Origin of the sequence: Sphingomonas sp. 2378, assembly GCF_038084995.1 — a bacterium.
Lineage (GTDB): Bacteria > Pseudomonadota > Alphaproteobacteria > Sphingomonadales > Sphingomonadaceae > Sphingomonas.
Genome location: NZ_JAXCMJ010000002.1, coordinates 110,653 through 124,023 on the forward strand (window position 1 = coordinate 110,653; position 13,371 = coordinate 124,023).

The 13,371-nt window shown below is 71.4% G+C and carries 16 protein-coding genes and 1 tRNA gene; 1 reads left to right on the forward strand and 16 read right to left on the reverse strand.

The features are described 5' to 3' along the window. From SM191_RS01630 to SM191_RS01705, 16 genes are all read right to left on the reverse strand, one after another. The gene (locus SM191_RS01630; RefSeq protein WP_341504681.1) at positions 1–2,130 is read right to left on the reverse strand and encodes a phage tail protein; all 2,130 of its coding nucleotides are present in this window, start codon (positions 2,128–2,130) and stop codon (positions 1–3) included. Next, complete coding sequence (locus SM191_RS01635) at positions 2,130–2,498, reverse strand: peptidoglycan endopeptidase (RefSeq protein WP_341504682.1); 369 nt, start codon at positions 2,496–2,498, stop codon at positions 2,130–2,132. The genes SM191_RS01630 and SM191_RS01635 overlap by 1 nt, the downstream gene beginning before the upstream one ends. Beyond that, positions 2,495–3,301, reverse strand: a complete 807-nt coding sequence (locus SM191_RS01640) for a DUF2163 domain-containing protein (RefSeq protein WP_341504683.1) — start codon at positions 3,299–3,301, stop codon at positions 2,495–2,497. The genes SM191_RS01635 and SM191_RS01640 overlap by 4 nt, the downstream gene beginning before the upstream one ends. After that, the gene (locus SM191_RS01645) at positions 3,298–5,568 is read right to left on the reverse strand and encodes a DUF2460 domain-containing protein (protein WP_341504684.1); all 2,271 of its coding nucleotides are present in this window, start codon (positions 5,566–5,568) and stop codon (positions 3,298–3,300) included. The genes SM191_RS01640 and SM191_RS01645 overlap by 4 nt, the downstream gene beginning before the upstream one ends. 171 nt (positions 5,569–5,739) lie before the next feature. Then, a complete protein-coding gene (locus SM191_RS01650) occupies positions 5,740–6,279 on the reverse strand; it encodes a tail tape measure protein (RefSeq protein WP_341504685.1) in 540 nt (179 codons plus the stop codon). Beyond that, a complete protein-coding gene (locus SM191_RS01655) occupies positions 6,272–6,466 on the reverse strand; it encodes a phage tail assembly chaperone (RefSeq protein ID WP_306997970.1) in 195 nt (64 codons plus the stop codon). The genes SM191_RS01650 and SM191_RS01655 overlap by 8 nt, the downstream gene beginning before the upstream one ends. Then, complete coding sequence (locus SM191_RS01660) at positions 6,463–6,777, reverse strand: gene transfer agent family protein (protein ID WP_341504688.1); 315 nt, start codon at positions 6,775–6,777, stop codon at positions 6,463–6,465. Before SM191_RS01660 ends, SM191_RS01655 begins: the two co-directional genes overlap by 4 nt. Then, entirely contained in the window at positions 6,774–7,181 is a 408-nt protein-coding gene (locus SM191_RS01665) for a phage major tail protein, TP901-1 family (protein ID WP_306997854.1), read from the reverse strand. Before SM191_RS01665 ends, SM191_RS01660 begins: the two co-directional genes overlap by 4 nt. 13 nt (positions 7,182–7,194) lie before the next feature. Then, entirely contained in the window at positions 7,195–7,629 is a 435-nt protein-coding gene (gene gp17, locus SM191_RS01670; RefSeq protein ID WP_341504689.1) for a tail completion protein gp17, read from the reverse strand. Continuing rightward, positions 7,581–8,075: a hypothetical protein gene (locus SM191_RS01675; protein WP_341504690.1), complete on the reverse strand. Its 495-nt coding sequence runs from the start codon at positions 8,073–8,075 to the stop codon at positions 7,581–7,583. The genes gp17 and SM191_RS01675 overlap by 49 nt, the downstream gene beginning before the upstream one ends. Positions 8,076–8,276: 201 nt before the next feature. After that, entirely contained in the window at positions 8,277–9,275 is a 999-nt protein-coding gene (locus SM191_RS01680; RefSeq protein WP_341504691.1) for a phage major capsid protein, read from the reverse strand. Between the two features lies 1 nt (position 9,276). Continuing rightward, a complete protein-coding gene (locus tag SM191_RS01685; protein ID WP_341504692.1) occupies positions 9,277–9,657 on the reverse strand; it encodes an HK97 family phage prohead protease in 381 nt (126 codons plus the stop codon). Next, positions 9,654–9,959 (reverse strand): DUF6127 family protein, encoded by a 306-nt coding sequence (locus SM191_RS01690; RefSeq protein WP_306997843.1) that lies wholly within the window; start codon positions 9,957–9,959, stop codon positions 9,654–9,656. The genes SM191_RS01685 and SM191_RS01690 overlap by 4 nt, the downstream gene beginning before the upstream one ends. Beyond that, positions 9,956–11,059, reverse strand: a complete 1,104-nt coding sequence (locus tag SM191_RS01695; RefSeq protein ID WP_341504693.1) for a phage portal protein — start codon at positions 11,057–11,059, stop codon at positions 9,956–9,958. The genes SM191_RS01690 and SM191_RS01695 overlap by 4 nt, the downstream gene beginning before the upstream one ends. A gap of 153 nt (positions 11,060–11,212) precedes the next feature. Continuing rightward, positions 11,213–12,523 carry a DNA-packaging protein gene (locus tag SM191_RS01700; protein ID WP_341504694.1) on the reverse strand — a complete coding sequence of 437 codons (1,311 nt, stop codon included), beginning with the start codon at positions 12,521–12,523 and terminating at the stop codon, positions 11,213–11,215. Continuing rightward, on the reverse strand, positions 12,523–13,002 hold the full coding sequence (locus SM191_RS01705; protein ID WP_306997840.1) for a hypothetical protein: 480 nt from the start codon (positions 13,000–13,002) through the stop codon (positions 12,523–12,525). The genes SM191_RS01700 and SM191_RS01705 overlap by 1 nt, the downstream gene beginning before the upstream one ends. 186 nt (positions 13,003–13,188) lie before the next feature. Here SM191_RS01705 and SM191_RS01710 point away from each other — a divergent pair. Continuing rightward, positions 13,189–13,264: transfer RNA gene (locus tag SM191_RS01710), tRNA-Val, on the forward strand. Positions 13,265–13,371: the final 107 nt, after the last annotated feature.

Consider the following 13,371-nt stretch of genomic DNA (forward strand, 5'->3'; position numbering starts at 1 on the left):
TCAATTCTCTCCCACGAATCCGGCCAGCGGCGCCGACGCGCCCCAGGTCCCCAATTGCCGCACCGTCACCCGCTCCCCCATGCTGGCCATGCCGGTCCAGCCGGGGGCGGTGACGATCGCCTCCCGGTCGCCCAGGGTCACGCGATAGCGCTCCGCCTCCTCGCCCAGCGGCGCATCGACCCGGTCGAGCCAGCGCCATCCGAGCCGACTTCGCCGGGTCCAGCCCAGGGTGACGTGGCCGTCCGCATCCCGGCGGCTCCATAATCCGATGGGGGCGGGCGGCAGGATCGAACGACCGGTGACCTCCGCCACCGCCTGCACCCCCTCGGTGCCGTCCGCCACGCCATGGGCCAGGAAGCGGACACGACCGCCCAGCGCGGTCATCGGCACGTCGATGGTCCGTACCGCCTCCGCCGCGATCAGCGCGAAGGGCATTCCCGCCACCGCCTGCCCGATCATCGCCTCGGTCCCGCGCAGGCCACGCCGCAACTCGCGCAATCGCCAGCGCCGGTCGCCCAGCGGCTCGGCCCGCGCGAACTGGATCAGCTCGCCGCCGATCCAGGCGAGATTGGCCCCCGCCTCGATCGCCGCCGCATCGGCATCGGCCAGATCCTCCGCCACCGTGACCACGAACGCCCCGCGCCGGTCGATCAACGATGTGGTGCCACCGCCCGGCGTTACCGCCGTCACGCTTCCGATCACGCCCGGCAGCGCGGTGGTGCCGATCGCGGTCCAGCTTGCCCCGTCGTCCAGGCTATAGGCGAGGTTCGCCTGCCGCCATCCCGGCCCGCCCGCCGCGATGACGGTCAGGCGCGGGGCGGACAGCAGGTCGTCGGTCAGCGGCGGCGCCTCGAAGGCGATCAGCCGCGTCGCCCCGATGGTCAGGTCCGCCGCCCGCGCGATCCGCCCCGGCGACGCCGCCAGCATCGGCCCGACATGCCCGACCGGCACGCAGGTCAGCCGCACTGCCATGGCCTCCCACGCCGCCTCGACCACGCGCCAGCGTCCCGCCTCACCCGCGATCGTGACCAGGCCGCCGGGCGCGATGGCCAGCGCATCGGGGCCGAGCGTGACGGTCCGCCGCACCCGCTCGGCCCGTTTGCGTGCCAGCCGGTCCTCGGCCAGCGTCCGCGCCGTGGCGGCATCGAGCGCGGCGGCCAGGTCCAGCCGCTCGTCCCGCACCCCGTCGGCGCGTCGCGCGCGCTGCATCCCGATCTGATAGTCGCGCGCCGGATCGTAATGGGCGACGGTGACGCTGGCCGGGAGGATCGCCTCCGCCGCGACCTCGCGCTGACCGCGCCGTCCGGGGCCCTGTGCGCCCATCCCCTCATCCCGGATGACGGTCGGGGCGGCGGCGGGGCCGGGCACGGCGAGGCGGAGGCCGCTGCCCTCCGCCACCCATTGCCCGCCGCTCATATCGGCGAGCATCGCCAGCACCGCGCGCACGCTCCCCCCGCTCGCGGCGAAGCCGCCGACCATCGTGCCGCCATCGCCCGACCGCACCCATGGCGAGAGGCTTTGCGCGATCGCGCCGCAGGACAAGGGCGCCGAATCCGCCTCCACCTCGAAGGTGAGTTGGGGAATCCGGTTGCCGAACTCGGCCAGCGCCAGCCCCTCGAACACCGCATAGGCGAGCCCCCGAAAGGCCGAGGCGCGCTCCCCCTCGACCGAGGCGATCAGCGGATCGACCGGCTGGTCCTCGGTACCCGTGTGGAGGCGAAAGCCGGTCGCGACCTTGAAGTCGCCCGCTTCCCCGCGCAGCAGGCGGCCATCGGCCCAGATGCGCCCGACGCGCCGGATCGTCCGCCCCGACAAAGCGACCGCGAAATTGGCGGAATAGCTGTAGCTTTCCGTGCTCGGCCGCCCCTTGCCCCCACCGGAGATGCCGCGCGACTCGACCAGATCGGTCGCCCAGATGACGGGGCCCGCCACGCGCATCGTGCCGAAGATGGCGGGCACCTGCGTGCCATAGCTGGAGGTCTGAACCGACAGCTCGGCCAGGCGCGGCCCCTGTCGCCGGGGCGAGCCCAGCACGGCATGATCCACCCGGTTGCCGATCAGCGCGCCGATCGCGCCGCCCACCGGCCCCAGCAGCGCACGGCCCACCGTGCCCAACACCAAGGTCGCCATTACCCCTCCCCCTTCCAATATCCCAGCACCGGCCAGGGCGGCGCGCCCGGCCGCCAGGCGACGCGGCGCAACCCCGCATCGGCATGGACGATCCCGTCGCTCACCCGGATCGCCAAGTGCAGTTGTCCCGGCCCGGCACGCAGCAGCATCACCGCGCCCGGCGCGTCCTCTCCCCGCGGGAACTGCGCATCGAGCAGCGCCGACACCGGCCCCGCGTCACCGCTCCGCCAGCCATAGCCGGTCGGCGCATCCCGCCCGGTCGCCGCCGCGACCAGCCCGACACAGTCGAGGCCATGCACCGGATCGCGCCCGTGCAGCCGGAACCGCACACCGACCAGCGCCCGCGCCGCCGCCTCCACGCCCCTCATGCGCCGGGATAGCGGGTGAGCAGGTCGATGCCGGGCAGGAACGGCTCGCCCCGGAAATTCACGGCATTGGCGAAGCGCGACAGACAGGTCTCCAGCCGCTTGTCGCATCCCTCGACCAGTTCGATCAGCGGCGTGCCCTCGATGGCGAAGGCGGGCGTGGCGGAGAGCCTCAGCCGGTTCCCCTCCGACCGCGCGACCGCGCTCTCCAGCCCGGTATTGGCCCCGCCGAACCAGATCAGCCGCCCCTGGCCATAGGCATTGGCGACCGGCTCGGCGGTGTCGAGGGTCAGCATCACCTCGCCATCCCAGGCCGCGACGCGCGCGAAGCGCCGCCGCCCCGCCATCCCCACCCGGCACCGCCGGTCGCCCAGCGAAGCGCGGCAGTCGGGCGAGGTTTCCTCCGCCACCGGCTGGTCGAGCAGCGCGCCCATGCCGCGCAGTTCGGCGGTGAAGCCTCCCTCGCCCAGTTGCACCGCGCCGATCACGCCCTGCCCCAGCGGCACGGGTGCGGCCTCGCCGGTCCAGTCGACCGCGAACGCCGCCACGCTCGCCCCGTCCCAGCGACCGGCCAGCAGGTCGCGCTCGGCGATCGCGTCGCTGGTCAGCGCGCCCGTCGCCTCCATCAGATCGGGGTCCAGCCCATCACCGCGCAGGATCGCACTCGGCGCCAGGCCGGGCGCGGCGCGGTAGCGGAGTTCGTCGATCCACAGGTCATGATCATGCCCGGTCAGCCCGATCGTCACCCCGTCGCGCCGGTCGATCCGCCAGCACAGCACCCATGTCGTGACCGTGTCGGCGCTCATGCCTCCCGCACCTCGACCAGCGGGACCGAGGGCACCGCCCCTGCCCGGAACCCGGCCAGCGTCGCGCTCAACCGATCCTCGGCAAAGCGGACCGGCACGTCGAAGGTGAAGCTGGCGGTGATCGCCGTGCCTGGCGCGGGCGCGGTGTCCAGCAACAGCCAGCCGCCCGGCTCGACGACGAAATCCGTCACACCCGCACCCGCCACCTTCACCGAGACGCTACCCGCCAGCGGGCGGGTGATCCGCCGCACCTGATCGTCATAGTGACGGACCAGCGCGAACCGGCGCGTGGTGCCGTCGCCGGTGCCGACGCGCTCCTCGGTGCCGGTGCTGTCGAACGGATCGCGCAGGCGAAAGCCCCGTGCCGGTCCCATTCGCGCCCGGAAGAAGGCCAGCAGCCGGGCGACGTCCTCCGCCGAACGGATGCCGGGTCCGACATCATAGGTCGTCCGCGCCTCCGCCCAGGCGGCATTGCGCGCTTCCCGCCCGCCCGCGCCGGTCAGGATCGCGGTGGAGAAACCGGGCGTCACCTCCGCCTCGCGCCCCAGCGCCAGGGGGAAGAGTATATCGTCGAAAGCCTGCATATCGTCTTCCCCCTCCCAACAGACGAAGCCGTCGCGCATCACCTGCGGCATCGCCCACAGGTACGCCGCGGCGACGCCCCGCTCGCGCGCCACCTGCGCCGCCTCAGCGATCCGGCCCCATTGCCCCCGCTGATCGGCGCGCAGCACGAAGCCCGCCAGATAATGCTGGCGCGCGGGCGGATAGCCGAGCCGAGCCTCGGCCAGCGCCACGCCCTTGCGGGTCGAGGCGGTGTCGCCCGCCGTCACCCAGTCATAATCCTCTAGCTGCAACACATCGAAGGCCGGGCTCGCCCAGCCGACCGGCATATTGGCGCGCTTCGCTTCGGGGGCCTGCGGGTCGAGTATCGTCGGCAGATAGGTCAGCAGATGGGTGACGCAGCCCGGCGCCGCTGCCTTGGCCGCCGCGCACAGTGCCGCCGTCGAAGCCGCCAGACACGCCCCCGCCCGGTCGAGCGTGTCGCGCTGTGCCTGGCTTTTCGGCCCCGTCATGCTTGCCATCGGCACCGGCGCGAAGGCCGCCACCGCCGCCGCATCGTACAGGCACGGCGCACCATCCGACGGCCGCACCCACCACCAGGGCTCCCCGACCTGGAATTTCGGCGCCAGCCCCGCCGCCTGACCGATCGCCAGAAACGCCTGCGCCACCGCTCGCAGATAGGCCATCGCGCCCGAATGCGCCGGGCTGAGCAGCGTCGAAGGCGGCGACCAGCCGGTCAGCGCGGGCGCGCCGTCCGCCGAACGCTGTTTCCAGTCGTTCCAGCAATGCGCATCGAACAGTTCATAGGAGAGCGACCAGATCAGGTCTTGGCCCAGCGCCTTGGCCTCCGCCGCAAAGCCGCGATGCCATGCCGCGCATGCCGCGTTCATCACCCCGCCCGCCAGGCTGACATACAGCCCGTCACCCAGTCGCTCGAGCCGGAAATAATGGCTCATGCCGACATAATGGATGATGTCTCCGCGATAGCCGAGGTGCAGCATGTTGCGCAGCAAACGCTGCGGCGTCAGGTGATAGCTGTCGTCATAGCCGCTCGCGATTGCGAACCCCTGTTCGGGCAGCACCGCCGCCCCGACGCCGATCACCGATCCCGGTCCGTCGCAGGCGATGCCGGTCATCTCGACCCAGCCTTCCTGCGGCTGGGCCAGAAATCCCGCATGCGCGTCATAGCCGGGCGCAACCAGCGAAACGAACATCCGGTCGACATCCCCCGCCCAGACCGGATCGCGATCCTCGGGGAACTTGAACCCGCCCGTCAGATTCGCGAAGTCGATGACGATCTCCGCATCCTCGGGCGTCCCGGTCGCATAATTCCACAGCCGGACATACCAGGCGCGCGCCTTGCCGTCCGCATCTCGCCCCTCGATGGTCAGCGTCGGGCCGTGCACCGCATCCAGCGGCTTCATCCCGCCCGAGCGCCAGCGGAACCGCAACCGGCACTCGCGATAGTCGCGCCCCGTCTCATAGCGGAGCAATGGGTGGTCGTGCCGGTCCGCCGATTCCCAGATGAGGCCCGCCAGATCGTCGGTCCGGTAGAAAACCGTATCGACCCGCAAGGCATCGGGCGCGGTCGCCACCACCGCCGCCATCATCGGGCGCGGAAAATCGACCGTCCAGTAACGCGGGTCGAAGCGCGACAGCGTATCGCTCCGCTGGTCCCGGCGTTCGCTGTGCAGGCAATATTGCATGGAGTTCGTCTCCCAGATGTCGAGGCTCCTGCCCCTCCACCACCGGCCTGACGCCCGGCGGTTCCCCTCCCCAAGCCGAGCTTGGGGCGGAATGGCGTTTCCAAATCCTCCCCATCTCCGATGGGGAGGGGGACCGCGCCCGAAGGGCGTGGTGGAGGGGCATCCCCGCCCTCAGTCCTCCGCCAGCGCCGCCCGGACCGCCCGCGCCACCTGTCGGCTGGAGCGTTGCAGCACGCCCCCCGCCTCGCCCGGCGCGGCGTTGATCGTGATCGCCACCCGCACGTCGCGTGGGGCCCCACCGGGGCTCAGCGTCTCCACCCGCCCGCTACTGGTGGGCACGAACAATTCCGGCCCGCGTTCGCCGACCAGATAGGGGCGGTCGGGCGATACCGGCCCGCCGGTCGCACGCCCCGGCGATCCCGACAGCAATCCGCCGATCAGCCGCACCAGCCCTTCGCCGCCACCGGCCGCCGCCACGCCCTCCCGCAAGGCGGCGCGCGCGATCGAATCCAGTGCCGTCAGCGCCGTCGCCTTCAATTCCTCGAAGCCGAACCTGCCGGTCCGGGCGGCGCGGAGCAGCGCGCCCTCGACGCTGCGCGCGCCCCGTTCGGCGGCGTCGCCCAGCCCTTGCGACAATTCGCCGCGCATCGCGGCCATATCGGCGGCGAAGCCCCGCATGTCGATGCGGGGTGCGATTTCCTGTTCATCCATCCGGATACATCTCCCGCAACCGGGCGAGCGTGGCGGGCGAAGGCGGATCGCCCTCGGGCCGCCCCGCCATCGCCGTCACGACGCCGTGGATCTCGGCCGGGGTGGCGCGCCAGAAGCGGTCGGGCGACCAGCCCAGCACCGCCCCCGCCATCCCCGCCAGCCGCCCCGCCTCCTCGGCGAAGGTCACCGCCCGCCCAATATCTGGCGCAGCAATTGCCGCAGCACCGGCGCCAGCGCCGCCAGCCCCAATTCGACCAGCGCCTCGCCCAACTGCTCGCGGCTCAGCCCCTCGGGCACCTCGCGCAGGCAATGCCAGATCAGCGTCGCCGCCTCGCCCAGCGACAGCTTGCCCTCGCCCGCCCGCTCGACCAGTTCGAACAGCGGGCCCAGTTCGCCCTCCGCCGCGACCAGCGCCTGGAAGCTGGGTCGCACGACCAGTTCCGCACCGCCGACGCGCAACGGAGCCTCGCCCCGCACCGGGTTCGCGCCCACGCTCATGCCGCCACCACCGGGCCGGAGCTTTCCAGGGCCAGCGTGTAGGTCCGCTCGCCCCCGAAATCGCCGCTGTAATCCAGCCGCGACACCAGGAACCGCCCGGTCATCGACCCGCCGCTCTCGAAGCTCAACCGATAGCTCTCGATCGTCCCCGCCAGCGCATGGCCGCGCATCCGTGCCTCCGCCGCCGATCCGGTGAAGACGCCCGCGCCAGCGACGCTGACATGCCGCACGCCCGCGCCCGACAGCAATTCGCGCCAGCCGCCCGAATCCTTGTTGGTCACCACCACCGTCTCGCCATTGATCGACAGTTGCGTCGTGCGCAGCCCCGCCATCGTGGCGAAGGCGGGCGGCTCCGCCCCGTCGCCGATCTTGAGCAGAAAGGCGCTTCCCTTTTCGATTGCCATGTCCGTTTGCTCCCTATTGCCCCACGCGCCACAGCCGGGCGCGCCACTCGACGCTCGCCGTCCAGCGCGCGCCCGTCTTCGCCATGCGGGTCGCCATCACGGTCCACCCCGCCACCCGCCAGCCATCGGCCAGCGCATCCGAAAGCACGCATCCTTCCACCGCCTGCATCGCGCTACGCAGTCGAAGAGGCCGCTCGCCCTCATCGACCAGGGTCAGGGTGACGCGGAGTTCGTGCCCCTCGATCCCCGCCGCGCTCCAGTCGGTGTCGGTCGGCTCGCCCAGCACCGCCTGCGGCACGCTGGCCCGGACGGGCACGGCGTCGAACAGGCTCACCGCCAGCGGTTGCAACACAGGGTGCAGGGCGCTCATCAGCCCGGCCCGCAGGGCCTCCCGCGCGGTCATGCCCGCCTCGGGCTGTCGAGCCGCATCCGCCGCCAGGGTCGCCACAGCGCGGCCACAGCGGCGGGCGGCACGGCGGCGGCATCGCGATTGTCGAACAGATGCGCGCTCATGATCACCACCCCGTGCGCGATTTCGGGCGGCAGGTCGGCCCAGCCCTCGGCGAGCCCCGCGCGATACCGCACCGTCACCGCCTCCCCCGCCCGGACCCAGCCGCGCCCGTCGCGGTCGATCTCGCCTTCGCCGCCGGACAGGATCGCGACCACCGGTGTCGCCGACAGCGCCTGCCACTCCGGCGCACCCGGCAAGCGTTCCTCGACGATCCGCTGAATCAGCACCTGCCCGCAAAAGGATTCGGCCAGCCCCAGCGCCACGCCCGCGATCCGTTCGAGCAGCGCGGCCTCATTGCCATCCTCCAGCCGCAACAGCGCACGGGCCGCACCCGCCGCCGCCGTGACCGTCGCTGCGGGCATGGGGTCCATCGTCCCGCTCATCATGAATTCTCCTTCACCGATACAAGTTGCGACAGGTCCGACACACGGGCGTCACAGTTGGGGAGCAGAGACTCGGCCAGCCGCTGCCCGCCTCCCCCTTGGGCATCGGCGATGTCGGCCCGGCCCTTCCCCCGGCCGGGTTCGGCATCCTCCCTGAACTACGGGGCAGCCTCCTGCCGGCTGCCCCGATTTTTCAGCGATTTAGTTCGTCGCGAACTTCATCAGCTTGATCGCCTCCGAGTCGCTGACACAGCCGCCGACCCGCCGCGTGGCGTAGAAGGTCACGAACGGCTTGTTGCTGTACGGATCGCGCAGGATCGCAGTTTCCGCGCGCTCGGTGATCAGATAGCCCGCCTGGAAATTGCCGAAGGCGATGGCGCAGGCATTGTCCGCGATGTCGGGCATGTCCTCCGCCTCGATTACCGGATAGCCGAGCAGGTTGGCGGGTTGCCCCGCCGCCAGGCCGGGTGCCCAGAGGAACTGGCCGTCCGTCGTCTTCATCTTGCGGATGCTGGCCGACGTCGCCGCATTCATCACGAAGCACGCGCCCTGGCGATACGGCGCGCGCAGACTCTGGACCAGATCGAGCAGCCGCTCCTCCGGCTTCGCCCCGAACGCCCCCGTCGCGCCGGTCGCCAGATATTGCAGCGTGCCGAACGGGCGCGCGCCGTCCTTGGCGGTCGAGATGGCGTTGGCCAGGAACCCCTTGGGCCGGTTGACGCCCGAGCCGTTGATGAAAGCCTGGCCCTCGGCGCGCGCGAACTCGGTCGCGATCTCGCCCGCGAGCCAGCCCTCCACATCGAAGGCCGCATCGTCCAGCATCGCCTGGCTGGCCGACGGATTGGCGTAGAGTTCGCCCATCGGCGGCGCGAGTTCGACGAAGCTGGGCGTCGCCGTTTCGGGCCGCGCCGCCGTCTCGCTCGCCCAGCCCGAGGGCGTGCCGCCGGTGGTCACCAGCTTGCGATAGCCCGCCGACCCCACGCTCACCACATTGGCGATGCCGCGGATCGGCGAGACGTTCCTCAGCACCGAGGCGATGGTCGCGTCGATCTCACGCGGCACGGCGAAGCCGCCGCTGTCGCCGGTGGTGCCGGTAAAGGCCTTCAACTCGACGGTGGTGCCGCTGCGCACATAGCCGCCGAACGCGCCATCGGTCTTGCTCGCCGCGCCGTCCAGCACGGGTCTTACGATCACGTCCATATCAATCCCCCTTGGTAGAAATGTGAATCACGCGGGCGAGCGGCTGCATCGGCACCGTCACCAGACTGATTTCGAGAAGCTCGGCCGACAGGATCGCGCGGGCGGCCCCCTGATGGACGACGCGCGGCCGGTATCCGACCGACAGCCCCGCAACCGCGCCCGAGCGGACCAAAGCGGCGAGCGCCGGGTCCTCGACCACCCCCTCGACCGCGAGGCCGCTATCGTCCTCGGCCAGTGTGGTGATGCGGCCCATCGGCTCCCCCCGGTGCTGCCAGAGCAGCGGCACCAGAGGCGCACCCGCGAAGGCCCCGCGCCGCATGACGTCGCCCGCCCGGTCCATCCGGTCCCAGATCGCGGCATAGCCGGTGAAGCTCAGGCTCATTTCAGCCAGTCCTCCATCCCCAGCCGCATCGCGATCCCCGCCAGCAGCAATGCGCCCAGCAACCGGGTCACCCAGCCAACCGCGCTTTTCCACACCGACGACTTGGCCTCGCGCCACGCCGACAGCAGTTCGCGCAGTTCCGCGACATCGCCCGCCGCATCCGCGTCCGACAGGCCCAGCCGGGTCAGCGCGCGCGTCGCACCGAGTTCCCCCGCTTCCTCCGCCACCGCGCGCAAGGTCACGAGATCGGCACCACTATCCGCCGCCTGCGCCAGCAGCCGCGCCAGAACGTCGCCGCTCATGACAGGCCGACCATCTGGCGCTTCTCCGCCGGATCGAGGAAGTCGGCCCCCGCCGCCATCTGCCACAGCATCTGACGCTCCTCGGCCAGCGCGGTGACGCGGTTCACATCGACCGACAGGCTCGCCCCCTCGAACCAGCCCGCCAGCCCCTGCGAAAGGCCGCTCAGGATCGCGCCGGCCAGCGGCAGGATCGCCTGTCGCCACAGCGCGCGGTTCGCTTCACGGTAATTGGCATAGGTATTGTCACCCGGCAGCCCGAGCAGCATCGGCGGCACCCCGAAGGCCAGCGCGATCTCCCGCGCCGCCGAGGATTTTGCCGCGATGAAGTCGAGTTCCGCCGGGGTCAGGCTCATCGCCTGCCACTTGAGCCCGCCTTCGAGCAGCAGCGGACGCCCGGCATTGCCGCTTCCGGCAAAGCCCTCCATCTCGGCGCGCAACCGCTCGAACTGGTCCGGGGTCAGGGTCGAGCCGTCACCCGGATCATAGACCAGCGCCCCCGAAGGCCGCGCCGCATTGTCCAGCAGCGCCCGGTTCCAGGCGGCGGCCGCATTGTGAATCGCGATCGCCCCCGCCGCCGCGCCCAGACAGCCCAGCCCATAATGATCGTCGAGCGGGTGGCAGCTTTTCAGGTGCACGACCTGCGGGCGCACCGGATCGACCGGCAATGTCGTCACCCGTCCGCCCGCGCGGTAGAGGAACGCGGCGGGCCAGCCGCTCGCGTCCAGTTCCATCGTCACCCGCTCGGGCCGCAGCGCGAATAGCTCGGCGACCTCCCCCTCCGCATCGCGCAGGATCTGCACATAGGCATTGCCGTGCAGCAGCAGATGCGTCGCGACCGTCTCCAGCAGCGCCTGCCCCTCGCTCCGCGCCGCGACCAGCGCGACCAGCTCGGGATGCGAGGCGCTGAGCGGTGCTTCCGCCAGTCCGCCCGCGACCATCCGCACCGCGCGTTGCGCCACGGGGTTGCGCAGATAGCCCTCGCGCACCTGGCTTTCATAGGACGGCGCCGCCCCCGTCAGCGGCACCCCCGACCGGGCCAAGCCCAACCCGAGCAAAGGACGCGCGGCCCCCCGCCCGGTCTTGCGACCGAACATCCTCATGATCGAATCTCCTCTATGCTCCTCCCCGGTACGGGGAGGTGGCAGCGCGCAGCGCTGACGGAAGGGGGCTTCCACACAGGACGTCCCCAGCGGCGATCCCCCTCCACCACCGCTCCGCGGCGGTCCCCCTCCCCGTGCCGGGGAGGATTGCCCTCACAAATTCCGTATCCCCGGCGGCCCCCGCCCCGACAGCATCAGTTCGGTCAGCGCCCAGACCAAGGCATCCGCCCGGTCGGGCGAACGGCCCGGCCCCTCATAGGCCCCCGCCACGCCCAGCCCGCACAGTTCGTCCTCCAGCGCGGGGAAACCGCGCGAATGCCACACCCGCCCTTGTGCATAGAGGAACGACACCGGCTCCGCCCGCGCCGCCTTACCGATCGAGGCATAGACCAGATGCACTGGCAGGGTCGGATCGGCGAGGCGCAACACGCTCTCCACCATGTCGCCGCCCTGGTTGCGCTCGGCCACCACCCGGTCCGCGCGGTTGCGTCGGGCACACCCCGCCACCCGCGCCGCCCAGCCTTCGGGCGACAGCCCCGCCTCGCTGGCGTCCTCCAGCACATAGCCATGGCCGTCGCGCCCCAGCCCGACCGCGACGATCCCGCAGGCGTCGCCGCTGCTGGTCGCGGGGGGATCGACGCCGACCACCACCCGGTCGAGCGCAGGCACCGTCTTGGCCCGCTGCCGGTCGAGCAGCGCGCGGGTCCACAAGGCCCCCTCGCGATCGTCGACCATCTCGCCATCCAGTTCCTGCCGCCCCAGCCGCGTGTCGCCATATTGCGCCAGCATCGCCTCCTGGAAGCTGTCGGGCAGATGGGCATTGTCGCTGGTCCGCCCGATCGTCTCGACGCAATCGGGCAGCGCCATGACCTTGCGCATCAAGGGCGTCGCGCGCGGAGTCGTCGTGACCAGCACGCGGGGAAAGTCCCCCAGCCGGAGCGTCATCATCAGATTGTCCCATCCGGCCTCCCCCTTCCACTTGCCCAGTTCGTCGCACCAGGCGGCGTGATGCTGCGGGCCCCGCAACGCCTCGGGCGCCGCCGCCGAATAGGCGAAGCCGATCGCACCCGACGCGAAATGCACCTGCCCCAGACTGCCGATCCACTTCGGCGTCTCGCCCTTGCGCGCCACCGCCAGCAGCCCGCTTTCGCCGCGCACCATCACCCGCTCGACATCGCGCAGGGTCGCGCCCATCAGTGCGATCCGCGCCCCCGGATTCTCGCGGGCAAGGCCACTCACCCATTCCGCTCCGGCGCGGGTCTTGCCGAACCCACGCCCCGCCCGGATCAGCCACACGCGCCAGTCGCCCGGCGGCGCGACCTGTCCGTCATGCGCCCATAATTCCCATCGTTCGACCAGTTCGCGCTTCTGCGCCGGGGTCAAAGCCGCCAGCGCCTGTTCGCGCGCGCCCGGCTCCAGCATCGCCAGCGTGGCGAGCCGCGTCGCCGCATCCTCCCTCGCCATCACGCCATCCCCTTCAACCGCCGCCGCGCCAGTCCATCGAGCGCGCGTTCCAGCGCCGCATCGGTTTCCGCCGCGCTCGCCCGCGCCGCCTCGTTGCCCGAGTCACCCGCCTGGGCCAGCGCATCGCGGCGTGCGAGCAGCTTCAAATAGAGTTGCACCTCGGTCGCGTGGAGCGGCGGGGTGATGGAGAGGCCGGTGGTCCCCGCACCGGCCTCTCCGCCTCCCTCCCCATCCCCGGCCGCCAACAGGGCGAGCATCCGGCGCAGCAGCCCCTCCTCGACCAGCGCATGGGCCGCCCCGATCGCTTGGTCCCAGGCCTCGCCAAAGGCCCGGTCGCGCCGCCTGAGCGAAAGGACGGCCCCGAGCGTCTCTCCCACCGCCCGAGCCGCCACCCCCGCATCGGCGCTGACCGCCAGCGCCTCCAGGAATTGCCGTCGCCGCGCCTGCGTCCACCGCGCGCCCTCCCCAGTTCCGGCCATCCCCGCTCCCCTCGAAGCATCGAGCCGGTCCCGACCGCTCCCCCGGTCGTGCCCGCCCTCGATGTTCCTGTTATGTACCGATGGCAGGCGGGTTTGTATCCAACAAACGAACCAAATGGGTTTGGACAGCAAAAGCGGCTTGCCAGACGCAAAACGCATCGGCATTAGGCGGGGCTTACCCCAAGGGGGCGATTAGCTCAGTTGGTAGAGCGTCTCGTTTACACCGAGAATGTCGGCGGTTCGAGCCCGTCATCGCCCACCATGTTCCGACGTCAACTCAACCGCACCACCCCGGCGAAGATCGGGGCGGCTTGTCCTATCAACCGTCATCCCAGCGAAGGCTGGGATTTCTCGCCGCTATCGGTCTTC

What these genes read in the sequence shown, in the direction of transcription:
- SM191_RS01630 (WP_341504681.1), bottom strand. Translation starts at nt 2,130, where the DNA reads ATGGCGACCTTGGTGTTGGGCACGGTGGGCCGTGCGCTGCTGGGGCCG.
- SM191_RS01635 (WP_341504682.1), bottom strand. Translation starts at nt 2,498, where the DNA reads ATGAGGGGCGTGGAGGCGGCGGCGCGGGCGCTGGTCGGTGTGCGGTTC.
- SM191_RS01640 (WP_341504683.1), bottom strand. Translation starts at nt 3,301, where the DNA reads ATGAGCGCCGACACGGTCACGACATGGGTGCTGTGCTGGCGGATCGAC.
- SM191_RS01645 (WP_341504684.1), bottom strand. Translation starts at nt 5,568, where the DNA reads ATGCAATATTGCCTGCACAGCGAACGCCGGGACCAGCGGAGCGATACG.
- SM191_RS01650 (WP_341504685.1), bottom strand. Translation starts at nt 6,279, where the DNA reads ATGGATGAACAGGAAATCGCACCCCGCATCGACATGCGGGGCTTCGCC.
- SM191_RS01660 (WP_341504688.1), bottom strand. Translation starts at nt 6,777, where the DNA reads ATGAGCGTGGGCGCGAACCCGGTGCGGGGCGAGGCTCCGTTGCGCGTC.
- SM191_RS01665 (WP_306997854.1), bottom strand. Translation starts at nt 7,181, where the DNA reads ATGGCAATCGAAAAGGGAAGCGCCTTTCTGCTCAAGATCGGCGACGGG.
- SM191_RS01675 (WP_341504690.1), bottom strand. Translation starts at nt 8,075, where the DNA reads ATGAGCGGGACGATGGACCCCATGCCCGCAGCGACGGTCACGGCGGCG.
- SM191_RS01680 (WP_341504691.1), bottom strand. Translation starts at nt 9,275, where the DNA reads ATGGACGTGATCGTAAGACCCGTGCTGGACGGCGCGGCGAGCAAGACC.
- SM191_RS01685 (WP_341504692.1), bottom strand. Translation starts at nt 9,657, where the DNA reads ATGAGCCTGAGCTTCACCGGCTATGCCGCGATCTGGGACCGGATGGAC.
- SM191_RS01690 (WP_306997843.1), bottom strand. Translation starts at nt 9,959, where the DNA reads ATGAGCGGCGACGTTCTGGCGCGGCTGCTGGCGCAGGCGGCGGATAGT.
- SM191_RS01695 (WP_341504693.1), bottom strand. Translation starts at nt 11,059, where the DNA reads ATGAGGATGTTCGGTCGCAAGACCGGGCGGGGGGCCGCGCGTCCTTTG.
- SM191_RS01700 (WP_341504694.1), bottom strand. Translation starts at nt 12,523, where the DNA reads ATGGCGAGGGAGGATGCGGCGACGCGGCTCGCCACGCTGGCGATGCTG.
- SM191_RS01705 (WP_306997840.1), bottom strand. Translation starts at nt 13,002, where the DNA reads ATGGCCGGAACTGGGGAGGGCGCGCGGTGGACGCAGGCGCGGCGACGG.